Here is a 14,027-nt window from a genome sequence, read left to right on the forward strand (position 1 = left end):
ATATGAAATTTGTTGAATTTTTTGCGGGTGTTGGATTAGTTCGAGAAGGGCTAGCTGGTAATGGTTGGATCTGTTCTTGGGCGAATGATATTTGTGAGAAGAAGATGCAAACATATATATCGAATTATGGTGATCATGACTTCCATTTGGGAGACGTATGGAGATTTGCTGATAATTCATCAACCATCCCCGATGATGCTTTTCTGTATACCGCATCGTTCCCATGTACTGATTTATCTGTAGCCGGAGGAAGAGCTGGACTAGCTGGGACTCACTCAGGGTCTTTAAATGCTGTATTGAAAATAATATTGAGCAAAAGAGAATCAGGCTCAGCCCCAAAGGTCGTGATGCTTGAGAATGTTGCTGGATTTCTAACGTCTCATGACGGGGATGATGTTAGAGATACTGTAAAAATTTTCAATGATCTTGGTTATGTTGTTGATATTATTGAAATTAATGCAGATTGCTTTACTCCTCAAAGTCGGCATAGAGTATTTTTGATTGCAGTTGATAAGGATATCGCTCCTTCAGTTATGACCATCAAAGAAAATACTGATTCAATATTGGATGGATGGTGGGATCTGTTTAAACAAAAAACCGAATTAAGATCTATAAAATTAGAGAGAGTTATCAAGAAAAACCCAGGTTTAAGTTGGGGGCTTTTAGATGTGCCCGCTCTTCCTAAATTGTCTCAAACACTAGATGATATCATTGACACAACAATTTCGGGCGATTCTGAACTTTGGTGGAATACCGAACGAAAAGAAAAGCTCTATTCTCAAATGAGTGATAAGCATAAAGACCTACTGGCCGAAATGTGCTCAAAAAACGCTTTTTCGTATGGAACAGTTTATCGTCGAATGAGAAAAGGGTTGTCTATGGCGGAGATGCGTACTGATGGTATCGCTGGTTGTTTACGAACGCCACGAGGAGGCTCTAGTAAACAAATTGTAGTGCAAGCAGGCTTTGGCTCGTGGTCAGTTCGATTGTTGACTCCTCGAGAATACGCTCGTTTACAGGGAGTTAGAGACTCTTACATATTGCCGAAGAATGATAATCAAGGGTACTTTGCAATGGGGGATGCCGTTTGTGTTCCTGTTATAGATTTTATATCTAGAAATATCCTCACACCAATTTTTAATACATATGTTCAAACACGGTTAAAGAAAGCATCTTAACAATTGTTCTATAGCCGTTTTTATTTAGGCTTTTGTGTTGAGATGCTTCGGGCAGATTAAAAGATCAATTCATTTTCAATATTCTGATCGATTTCTTTAGGAAGAGATTGTCGTTTTAAGCAGTCTCTTTGTTCCAAAAATTCGACAGCTAAAGAATGGTATCGGTCTTGACTCATCAATTTTGCTAGAGCTGTGTGATTTATTTTTGTGGTTGATTTTGGTATGTCTTTGATCAGTTTAGCCCTTTCACTTATTTCCAACGTGTTTACATACATATGAGATTCGTTCTTATGCCTACTTAATGCTACGTAAGTGTTTGCTCTGTCCATTTGGCCACTGTAGAGAGTGAAGGTATTCCCGTTGACGGTTGTTCCTTGGGTGCTGAAGACGGTAAGGGCGTAAGCATGGCAAAGGTTTACACCGATCTCGTCGCTGTATTCTGACGCGAGGAAAGAGATGGTTCTGTTACCGTCTATTTCGACGGTTAGTTTGGTATCGTGTTCAACGCTTTCAATCTGTTTGATTGTGCCGAGCGTGCCATTGGCTACTTTCAGTAAGGTGTCATTACGGCAAAATTTGATGCGCTCACCGACTGAAAACTCATAATGAAAAAGTCTATCTGCTACACTGCATTTGAGCGGGATGTTTTCAGTTCCTACCCGGTCTTCTTTAATGTGAATATTTCTGATAGCCTCGCTTAACTCTTTAACATCTTTCCATTCTTGTGCGAGTACAAGGGATTGTTTATCTGGATGGTCTTTTTGATATTGATGCCAATCGCGGATTAATGCGGCTTTTGTCTCGTCTTTTGTTTCTCCCCAGTGAAGGCATCCTTTTTCTTCTAAGGTGTCTAACGCTTTTTCTGAATTGCCATCTCTTAAATCTGCAACCACTTCCCTTGCCCAATCTTGCCTTTGTCGACGTATGGTTTCGATTCGCTGTGTCCCTACGACCTCAGGTCGAGATAAGTAGCGTAACGCACCTCCTTTAGTGATAGCATCAAGCTGCCTATCTTCGCCAGTCAGAATGAGTTTGCAATGTGATGTTCTTGCCTCATAAAGTAGGGCTTGTAGGTCTGTACTAGGAACAAGCCCCGCTTCATCTATGACCAGTACATCTATGTCTCTTAGTGGGTGCTGACCATTTTCAATTAAATGGATATAGCTGGCGATAGTACGAGAAGGAATGCCCGTTTCTTCAAAAAGATTATCAGAGGCTTTTTTGGCGATGCTGGCTCCAACAATGTTGAGCCCGTTGCTTTCATAAGCGATTTTCACCGCCAACATCAAGGTAGTTTTACCCGCTCCAGCCGAGCCTTGTGTGATACAAAAATCACCACTTTTAAGAGAGTACTGAATGGCCGCTTGTTGCTCTTTATCAAAGCCAAAACCGAGTTGCTTCTCTGCGGCTTGAATCGCATGTAGGGCTTGATGTTCTTGGATGACTTTTGAATGTTGGGACGCTAGGAACCTCGCATCATCAATCATAAGTTTCTCGCTATACAACACCTCTTGTGTTGTATAGCGAGGTGCGTAGATTTCCTCTCGACTTAACGAAATGACTGATTCGTTTTCGAGTATAAGTTCAGCGAAGGCTTTAGCTTCCAATGCATTAACACCACAATGCGATGCCTTTACGCCTACAAGATAAAATAGCTCTTGCTCGGTAAAGGTTGCCTTTTGCTCAGTGAGTTCGGCAAGAATTAGGTCTTTGTCGAGTAAGTTTGCTTTAGGGGCTTTCTCCGACGCGAGCATGGACTGAATATAATCTTGGGTAAGTCCTTCCTCATGTAGTTCTGTCTGCCACTTCTGAAATAACTCACGACGATTCACGTCTTTTTTACTGGGGCGAGTGCTGGTTTTGAAATGTTGGCCTTCCTTGCTAGCGCTGCTTTTTATCCCCGCTTTGTTTAATTCTTCTTGTATCGCTTTAGAACGAGAAGAGTGAGCGTCACATAGCTCTTGGGAAACGCCTTTTAGGCGAAAAGATTCGCCATCCGGCTCGATGTCATAACCCAGCTTGATTAACTGATAAGCCAACTCTGCACGAAAGACCGCCCCCAACGGTTTTATCCAACGGTAGATTTTATAAGAGTCGATGCTCCCAAAGGTGCCGTCTTTTCTTGGGGCCACATTTAGCACTAGTACATGGCAATGGCTGTGAACTTCTTGATGCCTATTGGTACAATGCTCAAAGGTTGCCATAATCAAACCAACGGGTTTTTCATAGCGTTTTGAACCTTTGTCTCGACGGGTTATAGCGGCTTTATACTCCATCATAGCAATGGCTTTTTGCACGGACTGACGCATGGCTCTCTCAATGTCTTTTTGTTGCTCTGGTGTACCACAAGCCCAATAAATACTGACGCTTTTGGGGGCACTGAACGTTACGTCCCAAGCACAACGGCGGTCTTCTTTTCCTGCGTTTTGAACAAGCTTAAATCCATCGGGCGAGTAGCCATCCATCAATTTGTCATAGGTGTCTTTATCAATGACTTTTCCATGCAGGTTGAATACACGGCTTCCTGTGCCCGTGAATCGTCCTTCTGGTTCACCATGATCCGAGTAGTATTCCTTGGACTGGCCCTTTTTATTCATTTTCGTTTGATCGGGCAGGTAGTTCTTATCGTTAACAGTGCTGATCGTTGCAACCATGTCTTAACTCCATTTATTTAGAGGGTTTTTATTGTGAGGAGTCGGGGGTGTGAGTTTTTCTTCCCCCTTTGTCTTTAACAGCCATTTAGCAGGGATAAATTTCTTGGCTTGAGCTGGCTTAGTGAAGAGAGGCCACGTCAGCTTATAAACGGATTGCCAACTCGGAATAAAGAGATAGCCTTCAACGCCTTGTTTATTCGCTGGCCTGAGCTGTGTCAGCTCAGAAGCGTCAACCACAAGTTGTTTTGAGCGAATGCCTATTCGATTGGCATTCTGATAGTCGGGTACTTCAACGGTCTGTTCGCTCAGCATCTTTGCGGTATACGTGGCATCATCTCCCGCCGTGCCAAGCCGCAATGTGATGACGTTAGACAGTAGGTTTAATAAGACGCTGGTTTCGTCTTCTCCGTAAATATCTCGTATTTGAGATAGGGATTGAGTACAGATGACAGATCGCCCGCCGCTAGCTCGTGACAGTTCGAGCCACTTTTTAACGCTGGGGTTAGGTGGCAAGTTGGCGAATTCGTCAATGAACAACCAAGTGGGTCTATGAAAAGTATTGCTGGCTGATAGGTAGTGTTTTGTCATAAACGAGATCACCGCATTGCAAAGAGGCTTGCCGATGGCTTCATATTCGCTATTGGCTTGAATGATGATCACACGTTTACTGTTACCGCTTTTAACCCATTGGCGCAGGCTGAACGGCTTTTTGCTGTCTCTCTTCCACGCTAGGCTTAAATACTTGAGCCAGTTCAAGTGTGTAATCAGATGAACGTAGAAACCTTGCGTGGTTTTCGAATTTTTCTGAACTAGGCTGTTGATGGTTGGGTAGTGAGGTTCGATACGAATCAGGGCATAGTCGGGAGGGAGTTTTAGTAACTCATATAAATCGTTCCATTCCCAGATTCCTCGATGGTCATGAATCAACGATACAATCATCCCAGTCAGAATTAAACGCGCTCCGTCGTTCCAGATTTCTTCCTTAGCGCCGCCACTATGGGGAATCAAACACTGAGCGAGCAACTCGGCATCTTGTTCTGAATGAACATCTTTACAGATGTCCCACATCGCACTTCTAGCATCCCACGGGGCGAGTAATAGCGTATTAGACGCATGGTAAAAGCTTTCGGTGTATCACCTTTTTCGTCGTAGATGACCGCATAGTCACCACGCTCAATGACTTGCTCAATAATGGGTTTTAAGGCTGTCGATTTCCCCGCACCTGTGGTTCCTAAAACACAGAGGTTGTTTTGCTCTCGGGCGGTCGAAATCGGAATTTTAGGGTGAACCTTAATGCCTAACTGGGTGTTAGCATTCTTTAGTTCTTGTCTTTGCATCTTATTCGCATGGGCGATGGCTTTCTTTCCTGTGCGAAGCTCAGGGCCAGACACAAATGCCAACTCTTTAGAGAAGGTCCGATGTTTGAAGCATATCTTGGTTATGAAAAAGGACAGAAGGGCCGAAGTACAAAGCGGAATGCAAAGGTGAAGATAAAAAACTGTCTGCCAGCCGTACCATGTGAGCCTTTCGTTGAACCACTCCCAACGGTCTAAGGAAACCAGTGGCGATAAATAACCAAGGGCAGAAAAGAATGAAAGGGCGTCTTGTGAAATAGAGCCCCAACCTTTAGGAGATAGCCATGACCAAGAAAAAGTGACAGTTAAAACGAAAAAAACTGTCGTTAACAAGAGGTGTAAGGCTGAAAATTGAAGGATGTACCAAGCGCGTCTTTTCATTGTGATTGTCTCGCTTTAAGTCGAGTCTGGTACGCTTTTTTCGCTAAGTCTCTTTGGCGATCATCAAGTCCCGCAATAGCGGCCACCATTTCAAAGGTTCTATTTAGTAGGCGTATCTCTAACGCATTTAACTGAGCTTGTAGGTGCTTTAGCTCATTACTTTCTTCCCATAAATTTCGGAAAAATTCGGACGGGTTTTTCCCGCTTCTCTCAATATCTTCTTCGACTTGAGGTGTATCGGTCGCAGAAAAGCGCACTGAAAACGCTTTGGATTTTGTGTTGAGTCGGTAATTTCTCGCCATGATTTAGAGTCCTTTTTACAGTCAACAATGTATACACATTGATTTTGTTGTATTTATTCGGGGTTATGGGTGGGTCTTGTAGACAGCTTGGTAAACACGCTAACCCCATGAGAAATATGAGATTAGCGTGGGCTTATGGTTTAACCGTCAGCTCGGCTAGGAGCGATTGGGTCTGTGTCATTCCCCTTGTTGGGATCAAAAAGGGGCAGTCCGTTAGGAAGTTGTTTGTGTAGCCTTCTGCGAGCTGCAATGAGTTGAAGTTCAGAAGGTAAGTCTTTCCACTTGCGAGGCTGCAAGAGCGATTTCAACGCGGGTAGGTAACTCAACTTACCTTTTTGGTAGTCGCGAAACGTCTGTGGTTTTGTGTTGCGGTTGTTATGTTTAAACATAGTATGTTCCTTAATTATTTATTTTTGGATTCGGCGAAGAATTCACTTCTTCGTTTTCTTAGCTGGGTTGCGCTTTGAAGCTAACCATTGGTCTATTTGTGCTCTTTCCCATGCCACGATTCGTGGCCCTAGATAGATAGGCTTGGGGATTTCTCCATTTTGCCTCCACCTGAAAAGCGTGCTGTTACTGATGCCGAGCTCTAGCGCAAGCTCATTGCATCGGATGAGTAATGCTGTTTGGGACATATGACATCTCCTACTTGTTGAACACGCTGTCAGTATCTATCAGGAGATTTCAAAGATTTACTTGCTAACCGTTAATAACTCTGTTTAAATTTTTTAACGGTCTAATTTATCGAATGAGTAGTTTTTTGCGTGGAATTTGATTACGGCGACAGAGTTGGAAAGTTAGCGGAGAGTGTCAAAGGTGCGCTAGATACTGCTGTGAACGAGGCGCTTGTTAGCAACCGCTCTATAACAGTAAGAGGGGGGGGAGAGAGCATAGTTTTATGGAGTGTGCTAGATGATGTATTGATAGATAATGAAGTTTGGCTTGTCATTATCTTCTTCACAAAACAGCTTCAGGCGATATCTTCTAAGCATACACTCCCAGACGAACTTCAATCAGAATCTATTAAGCATACTGTTGGCAGCTTACTTAAAGCATTCTCATCAGTAAAAAAAACTCAGAATCACTTAGACAAGGTAAAGGACTTATTGCGAGAGAGTCATCTCGATATTTTTTATTCTGATTATGTTGAAGAGTTGTATCAAAGTTATTCTATTGCAATGGCTAACGTTAAAGTCACTTGGAAAGGCAAGCGGTCATATGATGGGCATTTTCAGGAATATTGCTCTCTCTGTTGGCGGCTAGTGCATAAATATCGACGTATAAACTTTGGAGATGAAGGATACTCAAACCACTACTGTAAGTATCATCATCCTAATATTAATAGTGGGGGCTATCATCGAGATAAACGAAAGGTTCTCAATGCTGCGAGAAGAAGGAACTCCTTAGAAGATCGAGAAAAACTGAAAATCATAGGGAATACTTCTACAAATCGCAGTTCTTCAGCAAGAGCCCTCTACGCTCTCACTGGCACATTTTCGCAGGCTTACAAAGTGATAAGTAGCAGTAATACCCAAGAAGATGATGGGGATAGACTTAAGTCAGTGGAAGAACTAATGGAAATAGCATCGACTTATTTCCCTGATGCTTATGCGAAACTAAAGGATATACCGCAGGAGTCCAAAACTTCATGGGGTCATTTCTTTTGTCTTGTGGTCAGTAGATTAGATCCGTCTGGCCTTGATATCGAGTCATGGCAAGATACAAATGAGCTGTCTGAAAAAATACCTATTGAGATGAATTTTGTCCCTGAGAGTAGATGGGGAACTCTCTTTAATGTTTTGCAGAGGTATCAGTCATTTATCAAGATTCAGAAAGTACCCCAACCAAGAGGCCCTGAAAAAGGCGCAGTGGCTAAAAATGATGGTCTAAGAAATAAAATATCTGAATTGGCTAACAACCAAATTAAACATAATGGGCGTATCAATGCCTCAGTAATAGCTAGAGAGGTAGAGATAAGCCCTCAAAGAGCTAGTCGTCTCATTAAAGAGTTAGGACTTAGATGAATGAATATATGTACTTGTTATTTCTGTATAAATGTCAGTGTTTCTAGGTTAATTGTATCCACTATTATCTCAGCAAGCTGTGAAATGGCATCTTTTCGCTCATTGAAGTAGTCATATCGGTCGTAAACTTCCTCAGTACCTTTTAATTTGTGGTTGAGGCTGCGTTCACCAATATGACTTGGTACTCCGTTTTTAGCTAGGAGGCTGCGGAATGTTCGCCTCAGATCATGCACGACGAAATGCTCTATGCCATGTTCTCCAAATATATTGGGGAGGGGCTGTTTTTTAGAGTCGACTTTTCGACCAAACAATTTAGCTAGCGCGTGATTTAAGGTATCGTCGCTGATGTATTTGCGACGTTTGCTGGCTCTTCGAGAAGGGAAAACGTATTCAGATCCGTTCGCTCTAACTTGAAGCTCAAAAAATACAGGTATCAGTTGCTCTGGTAATGGAATTCGAATTGCTACTCCTGTTTTTGTTCGTTCTGCTGGTAGATCCCAGATTTTTTTAGACAGTTCAAATTCACTCCATTTTGCAGCAATCAGTTCACCTTTTCGGATGCCTAGTAGAAGTAAAATTAGGATAGCTAGGTAGTTTTCTCTTGTCATGACATCAGGGCGTTTATCAAAGACTTCGAAGACTGTTCTTATCTCATCGAGAGAAAGGATACGTGTTCGGGAATATTCAGTTCCGCCTGCGTCCTTGTCTTTAAATGGGGTCGCAGGGTTGTTTACAACTAGATCGAGTTTTAGGGCATGGTTAAAGAGTTGCTTACAGTAGCTTAATGCATCGTTTGCAATGGTTCGGCGTCCACTTTCGTTAATGGCTCTGATGATTTGCAAAATATCTCTAGAGTTTACTTGGTTAACGCCAAGCTCTCCGATGTAGGGAGCGATGTCTTTTCGATATACACGAGCGGGTATGCTTGGGTTCTTAAGATGTCTTTCACACTCCTTAAGCCAGTCTTGTGCAACATCGTTTACCGTATTGAATTGCGGCAGTTGGCTGCGTTTTCTTTCGGCTAAAGGATCTAAACCTTGCTTTACTATCGCTCGGGATTCTAATGCCTTTAATTTTGCTTCGGACAAAGAAATTCCTTCCGGAGGTCTACCGTATCTCCCTAGTGTCATTTCTCTACGTTTGCCAAAGATGGTGTAGCGGAGAACCCAAAAGGCACTCTGCTGCTCAGTGACTCGGAAGTAAAGCCCTGTATCGACTTTGTACTTCCCGACTTTTCCCGATTTAAGTTTTGATCTCAGTTGTGCGTCATTCATAAGTCAAAATAAAAATGGTGACATAAGTGACAATCCTAAAATAGTTAGGAATTTTTGTCACCTTTTATGTCACCACTTAAATGAGGTTTTATGGGGGCTTGTGAAAGCTTATGAATTGAATGGTTTGTTATATCTCATTGTTTTAAATGAAAATTAAACACATGAGAGTTGTCATGATATATCATTCTATATTCTGAATTTGCTCACGCATCTGCTCGATAAGCACTTTCAGTTCCACGCCGGAGGCGGTGATGTCGGTGCTGATCGATTTTGACGCCAGCGTGTTCGACTCACGGTTGAACTCTTGCATCATGAAGTCGAGACGGCGACCGCACGAGCCACCTTTTTTGAGGATGTTGTGCGTCTCTTTGACGTGAGAATCGAGTCGGTCTAGCTCTTCGGCGACATCGGATTTTTGTGCCAGCAGGATCAGTTCCTGCTCAACCCGGGTCGGCTCCAGTTCGACTTTAGCTTCTTCGAATTTAGTGAGTAGGCGTTCACGCTGCCAGTCGAGGATTTCCGGCATCCGCGCGCGAACTTTGACCACTTCGGCACTGATCGCATCAAGGCGCTGCACGATCAAGGCTTTCATGTTGTCGCCTTCACGGCCGCGTGCTTCGATAAACTCACTCAGTGCGTCTTCAAAACCGTTCAGTAGAGCCTGGTTGATTTCGTCCATATCCTGCTCAGGCGTTTCCATCACGCCCGGCCACTGCATGACCTGGAACGGGTTGATACGGCTCAGCTCGCCGGTCATATGCATGATCTGGCTGGCGGCTTTAATGACCTGATTGGCCAGGTCTTCGTTAATGCTCAGTTCACTTTGCGCGGCATGGTTGGCTTCATAACGCAGATGACATTCGACTTTACCGCGCGCCAGACGCTTACGGAAACGCTCACGCAGCACTGGCTCCAGGCCACGGAACTGTTCCGGCAGGCGGAAGTAGGTCTCCAGATAGCGTTGGTTGACCGAGCGGATTTCCCACACGGCACTGCCCCAATCGCCTTTGACTTCTTTGCGTGAGTACGCCGTCATGCTGTAAATCATCGAAATGTCCTTGGTTTATATTCAAAAATGAACTGGCGATAATACTAGCATAGAAAAGTTGCCGAGTGGGTGTAGAGACTCTGTGATTGAGCAAGGATTTCCGCTATAATTTTGCCCCAATAAATTCGACCCTTCGGCTGCGGTTTTGTTCAACCGCCGTTTCGACCGGTTGTCGTTGCAACCCCGCGTCGTTTCGCAGCCATAAGTGTTGTGTAAAACCATAAAACGTCGTTCACACAAACAAGGTAGAGGCCCTATGCGTCCAAATAACCGCGCTGCGGATCAGGTTCGTCCGATCAAGATTACTCGTCATTACACCGCCTATGCAGAAGGCTCTGTACTGGTTGAGTTTGGTAATACCAAAGTGCTGTGTAACGCCACGGTAGAAGAAGGCGTGCCACGCTGGCTAAAAGGCCAGGGTAAAGGCTGGGTAACCGCTGAATACGGTATGCTGCCGCGTGCTACTCACTCGCGTACTCGCCGTGAAGCGGCGAGCGGTAAACAGGGTGGACGTACCATGGAAATCCAGCGTCTGATCGCGCGCAGCCTGCGTGCTGTGGTGGATCTGAAAGCCATGGGCGAGCTGATGATTACGGTTGACTGTGATGTGATTCAGGCTGACGGCGGTACCCGTACGGCGTCTATCTCCGGTGCGAGCGTGGCTCTGGCGGATGCATTCGATAAGCTGGTCGAGAGCGGTAAACTGAAGAAGAACCCGATGAAAGGCCATGTGGCGGCCGTGTCGGTAGGTATTCTGGGGCAGGACGTGTTGTGTGATCTGGAATATGTTGAAGACTCGGCTGCTGACACCGACATGAATGTGGTAATGACCGAAGAAGGTAACATGATCGAAATCCAGGGTACGGCTGAAGGCGAACCGTTTAGCCATGAGCAACTGCTGGATTTGCTGGCGGTGGCCAAGAAAGGCATTGCAGACATTGTCTCGGCGCAGAAGGCGTCGTTAGAAAATAATTGATCGATAGCTCCCGTTATGGGGGCTATTTTTTTGTGTTTTTTTTGTCGTCCTTGCTGCGATTAGCACAAGGTTTTCAGGACCTGGGGCCTGAGATCTTAACCGGCAAGGTCGACGATTATATTGACTCCAGAACCTGTTGTTCTAGAGCTGATGATATACAAGCAACCAACCTGGGGCCTAGGATCCTAATCCCTAGAACCTAAATCAAAGAGAGAAAGTCATGAAAGCGTACCAGCGTGAATTTATTGAGTTTGCACTAGAAAAGGAAGTCCTGAAATTTGGTGAGTTTACTTTGAAATCAGGCCGTAAAAGCCCTTATTTCTTTAACGCTGGTCTGTTCAATACTGGCCGCGATTTAGCGCGTCTGGGCCGTTTTTATGCCGCAGCGCTGATGGACTCGGCTATCGAATACGATGTGCTGTTTGGCCCGGCCTACAAAGGCATCCCGATTGCGACCACCACTGCCGTTGCGCTGGCGGATCACCACGATGTGGATACGCCATACTGCTTTAACCGTAAAGAAGCCAAAGACCACGGTGAAGGCGGGAGTCTGGTCGGCAGTCCGCTGCAGGGGCGTATCATGCTGGTAGACGACGTCATTACCGCCGGTACTGCAATTCGTGAATCGATGGAGATCATCAAGAATAACGGCGCGGATCTGGCCGGTGTATTGGTGGCGATTGACCGTCAGGAAAAAGGCAAAGGCGAGCTGTCGGCGATTCAGGAAGTGGAACGTGATTTTGGCTGTGCTGTGGTCTCGATTGTCAGCCTGACTGACCTGATTACTTACCTCGAAGAGAAGGGCGGTAACAGCGAGCACCTGGCAGCGGTCAAAGCGTACCGCGCGCAATATGGTATTTAAGGCCCTAGGATCTAGGACCTAGGCGTTCGGAGTGATTTTTTATTTAGGGCCCAGTCTTTGGACCCTAAATATTCAGAGCAAACTTTTCTCTAGGGACCCAGATCTAAAAGCTCCGGCGCTGATGATTCAGGCCGGAGCTTTATTTTTAGTGTATCAAGCTGAGATTAAGACTTTTCATCATCGCAGTGAAGATATTCACCGCTATTAAGACCTTTTCTCCTAGAACGTAGAACCTAGAACCTCAACCTCACTTATAGCGAATGCCTTTTTCCACCTTCGGATCCTGCATGGTCTTAAAGCGTTTGTGCAGCCACATCCACTGGGTTGGCGCGCGCAGGATCAGCTGCTCGACAAACTGATTCATGTAAGCGGCAGAGGCGGTTTCATCGTCGTACGGGAAGTGATCTTCCACCGACAGGTCTGCGAAGATCTCATATTTACCCTCCGCGTTGCGAAATCCCGAACCCATCACAATCGCACACTTACTGGCTTTGGCCAGCAGGTAAGTACCAGTGGTGGTACAGGCATCTTCAACCGCAAAGAAAGGTACAAACGCGGATTTATTGCGGCCGTAGTCGTGGTCCGGTAGGTAGAACAGCAGCTCACCCTGGCGCATGACGCGAATCATTTGTTTGACATCTTTGCGGTCAACCAGCTTATTGCCGTTGTGAGTGCGGCCCCAGTACTGAATAAAGTTATACGCCGGGTTGTTATGTGGGCGGAATACTCCGTAACCGGACAAGCCCAGTGCGCCGCACGCACGGGCGGTGATTTCCAGATTAAGTGCATGCACACAGCACATCAGCACGCCTTGTTTGTGACGCAAGTGCTCGGCCAGTGCGCTGGTGTCTTTATTAATCAGGCGGCGTTTGAAGCGCCAGGTCGGCCAGAACCAGGCGATGCCGGTTTCAATCAGCGCCGCGCCGGTGTTTTTGAAGTTCTCTTCCACCATGCGTTCGATTTCATCGGCCGCTTTATCCGGAAAGGCCAGTTCCAGGTTACGTTTGGCGACATGGACGCGCTTTTTACCAAAGCGCATTCCAAGCTTGCCCAGACTCCGGCCCAGTTTGAGCAGCAGTGAATAGGGCAGCAGGTTCACCAGCAGAGCGAGAAAACCAAAGCCGAGCCACACCCCCCAGTTTTTCGGGTGCAGCAGTGACAAAGTAAATTCGGGTTTGGCGTATTTGTTTTGACTCATAATGTGGTCTGTCTGATTAAGAGTAAAAATAGATTGTCATGATTCAAGATTACTGAATCTGCGCACTGAGCAGTGACCAGTACTCTTCAAAGTTAGCGGTTGGCTGGTATTTGAAATCTGAGCGTACAAAGCGGTTCAGACTGCCTTCCACCTGGCCGAGTAACTGCGCGGCCAGAATGTTTTCATCGACCGGGAACGATTTGCCTTCCCGAATCTTACGCTCGCGCAGGATCTGACGCAGCGAGGTTTCAATGCGTTCAAACAACTGATTGATACGTTCACGCAGGCGCTCATTTTCAAACATTAGAGCATGTCCGGACAAAATTCTTGTCAGGCCCGGGTTACGTTCAGAGAAGGCCAGCAGCAGTTGCATCACCATCCGAATCCGGTTCAGAGTATCTTTTTCTTCATCCAGAATCCGGTTGATGCGTGACATCAGGGACTCTTCGATAAATTCAATCAGGCCTTCAAACATACGTGCTTTGCTCGGGAAATGACGATACAAAGCGGCTTCAGACACACCCACCTGCTTGGCCAGTTTGGCGGTGGTGATGCGTGAGGCACCTTCATGGGATTCGAGCATCTCTGCTAAGGCTTGCAGTATTTCTTCACGTCGATTGCTTTTCTTAGTGCCGGCCATAACCGTCTTTCCTTTTCAAAACGTAAGCTTTTTAAAATTAAAGTTATTGCAAATCAAGCTTTTCAGTACCACTACAGTTTTATGCGACGACTGACTTGGCTGCCTGTCGTCGCGCGCACGGCAGCACCGCACAGG

General features: G+C 45.5%; 13 protein-coding genes and 1 pseudogene. 4 read left to right on the forward strand and 10 right to left on the reverse strand.

The features are described 5' to 3' along the window. Positions 1 to 2 precede the first annotated feature (2 nt). A complete protein-coding gene (dcm, locus tag J0X00_RS12505; protein WP_282478161.1) occupies positions 3 to 1,178 on the forward strand; it encodes a DNA (cytosine-5-)-methyltransferase in 1,176 nt (391 codons plus the stop codon). 56 nt (positions 1,179 to 1,234) lie between these two features. Here the strand turns inward: dcm and mobF are convergent, their stop codons facing one another. The 6 genes and pseudogenes from mobF to J0X00_RS12535 all read right to left on the reverse strand — a co-directional run bounded on the left by mobF (position 1,235) and on the right by J0X00_RS12535 (position 6,505). After that, complete coding sequence (gene mobF, locus J0X00_RS12510) at positions 1,235 to 3,832, reverse strand: MobF family relaxase (protein ID WP_282478162.1); 2,598 nt, start codon at positions 3,830 to 3,832, stop codon at positions 1,235 to 1,237. 3 nt (positions 3,833 to 3,835) lie between these two features. Beyond that, positions 3,836 to 4,906: pseudogene (locus J0X00_RS12515) on the reverse strand (type IV secretion system DNA-binding domain-containing protein); the annotation flags it as partial. Then, positions 4,837 to 5,568, reverse strand: coding sequence for a type IV secretion system DNA-binding domain-containing protein (locus J0X00_RS21175; protein ID WP_348984825.1), 732 nt, complete (start codon positions 5,566 to 5,568; stop codon positions 4,837 to 4,839). The gene J0X00_RS21175 and the pseudogene J0X00_RS12515, both read right to left, overlap by 70 nt. Further along, entirely contained in the window at positions 5,565 to 5,870 is a 306-nt protein-coding gene (locus J0X00_RS12525) for a hypothetical protein (RefSeq protein ID WP_282478163.1), read from the reverse strand. Before J0X00_RS12525 ends, J0X00_RS21175 begins: the two co-directional genes overlap by 4 nt. A 140-nt stretch (positions 5,871 to 6,010) precedes the next feature. Beyond that, positions 6,011 to 6,259, reverse strand: coding sequence for a hypothetical protein (locus J0X00_RS12530; protein WP_282478164.1), 249 nt, complete (start codon positions 6,257 to 6,259; stop codon positions 6,011 to 6,013). A 42-nt stretch (positions 6,260 to 6,301) separates the two neighbouring features. Further along, positions 6,302 to 6,505, reverse strand: coding sequence for an AlpA family phage regulatory protein (locus J0X00_RS12535; RefSeq protein ID WP_222751113.1), 204 nt, complete (start codon positions 6,503 to 6,505; stop codon positions 6,302 to 6,304). A gap of 129 nt (positions 6,506 to 6,634) precedes the next feature. Here J0X00_RS12535 and J0X00_RS12540 point away from each other — a divergent pair, with 129 nt between their 5' ends. Further along, entirely contained in the window at positions 6,635 to 7,894 is a 1,260-nt protein-coding gene (locus J0X00_RS12540) for a hypothetical protein (RefSeq protein WP_282478165.1), read from the forward strand. Positions 7,895 to 7,911: 17 nt separating this feature from the next. On the opposite strand, the gene J0X00_RS12545 is transcribed toward J0X00_RS12540, so the two are convergent. Together J0X00_RS12545 and J0X00_RS12550 are read right to left on the reverse strand one after the other, a co-directional pair. After that, the gene (locus J0X00_RS12545; RefSeq protein ID WP_282478166.1) at positions 7,912 to 9,168 is read right to left on the reverse strand and encodes a site-specific integrase; all 1,257 of its coding nucleotides are present in this window, start codon (positions 9,166 to 9,168) and stop codon (positions 7,912 to 7,914) included. Between the two features lie 181 nt (positions 9,169 to 9,349). After that, entirely contained in the window at positions 9,350 to 10,216 is an 867-nt protein-coding gene (locus J0X00_RS12550; protein ID WP_282478167.1) for a YicC/YloC family endoribonuclease, read from the reverse strand. A 256-nt stretch (positions 10,217 to 10,472) separates the two neighbouring features. Between J0X00_RS12550 and rph the strand changes: the two genes are divergently transcribed. Both rph and pyrE read left to right on the forward strand, forming a co-directional pair. Next, positions 10,473 to 11,192 carry a ribonuclease PH gene (gene rph / locus J0X00_RS12555; RefSeq protein ID WP_136487217.1) on the forward strand — a complete coding sequence of 240 codons (720 nt, stop codon included), beginning with the start codon at positions 10,473 to 10,475 and terminating at the stop codon, positions 11,190 to 11,192. A 220-nt stretch (positions 11,193 to 11,412) separates the two neighbouring features. After that, entirely contained in the window at positions 11,413 to 12,054 is a 642-nt protein-coding gene (gene pyrE, locus J0X00_RS12560; RefSeq protein WP_136487216.1) for an orotate phosphoribosyltransferase, read from the forward strand. Between the two features lie 247 nt (positions 12,055 to 12,301). Here pyrE and lpxL read toward each other — a convergent pair whose 3' ends face one another. Both lpxL and slmA read right to left on the reverse strand, forming a co-directional pair. Continuing rightward, positions 12,302 to 13,252, reverse strand: a complete 951-nt coding sequence (gene lpxL / locus J0X00_RS12565; protein WP_136487215.1) for an LpxL/LpxP family Kdo(2)-lipid IV(A) lauroyl/palmitoleoyl acyltransferase — start codon at positions 13,250 to 13,252, stop codon at positions 12,302 to 12,304. A 49-nt stretch (positions 13,253 to 13,301) separates the two neighbouring features. Further along, positions 13,302 to 13,892, reverse strand: coding sequence for a nucleoid occlusion factor SlmA (slmA, locus tag J0X00_RS12570; protein WP_136487214.1), 591 nt, complete (start codon positions 13,890 to 13,892; stop codon positions 13,302 to 13,304). Positions 13,893 to 14,027 lie beyond the last annotated feature (135 nt).

Origin of the sequence: Vibrio sp. ABG19 (genome assembly GCF_029962385.1) — a bacterium.
Classification (GTDB): Bacteria; Pseudomonadota; Gammaproteobacteria; order Enterobacterales; family Vibrionaceae; genus Vibrio; species Vibrio ostreae.

What these genes read in the sequence shown, in the direction of transcription:
- dcm (WP_282478161.1), top strand. Translation starts at nt 3, where the DNA reads ATGAAATTTGTTGAATTTTTTGCGGGTGTTGGATTAGTTCGAGAAGGG.
- mobF (WP_282478162.1), bottom strand. Translation starts at nt 3,832, where the DNA reads ATGGTTGCAACGATCAGCACTGTTAACGATAAGAACTACCTGCCCGAT.
- J0X00_RS21175 (WP_348984825.1), bottom strand. Translation starts at nt 5,568, where the DNA reads ATGAAAAGACGCGCTTGGTACATCCTTCAATTTTCAGCCTTACACCTC.
- J0X00_RS12525 (WP_282478163.1), bottom strand. Translation starts at nt 5,870, where the DNA reads ATGGCGAGAAATTACCGACTCAACACAAAATCCAAAGCGTTTTCAGTG.
- J0X00_RS12530 (WP_282478164.1), bottom strand. Translation starts at nt 6,259, where the DNA reads ATGTTTAAACATAACAACCGCAACACAAAACCACAGACGTTTCGCGAC.
- J0X00_RS12535 (WP_222751113.1), bottom strand. Translation starts at nt 6,505, where the DNA reads ATGTCCCAAACAGCATTACTCATCCGATGCAATGAGCTTGCGCTAGAG.
- J0X00_RS12545 (WP_282478166.1), bottom strand. Translation starts at nt 9,168, where the DNA reads ATGAATGACGCACAACTGAGATCAAAACTTAAATCGGGAAAAGTCGGG.
- J0X00_RS12550 (WP_282478167.1), bottom strand. Translation starts at nt 10,216, where the DNA reads ATGATTTACAGCATGACGGCGTACTCACGCAAAGAAGTCAAAGGCGAT.
- rph (WP_136487217.1), top strand. Translation starts at nt 10,473, where the DNA reads ATGCGTCCAAATAACCGCGCTGCGGATCAGGTTCGTCCGATCAAGATT.
- pyrE (WP_136487216.1), top strand. Translation starts at nt 11,413, where the DNA reads ATGAAAGCGTACCAGCGTGAATTTATTGAGTTTGCACTAGAAAAGGAA.
- lpxL (WP_136487215.1), bottom strand. Translation starts at nt 13,252, where the DNA reads ATGAGTCAAAACAAATACGCCAAACCCGAATTTACTTTGTCACTGCTG.
- slmA (WP_136487214.1), bottom strand. Translation starts at nt 13,892, where the DNA reads ATGGCCGGCACTAAGAAAAGCAATCGACGTGAAGAAATACTGCAAGCC.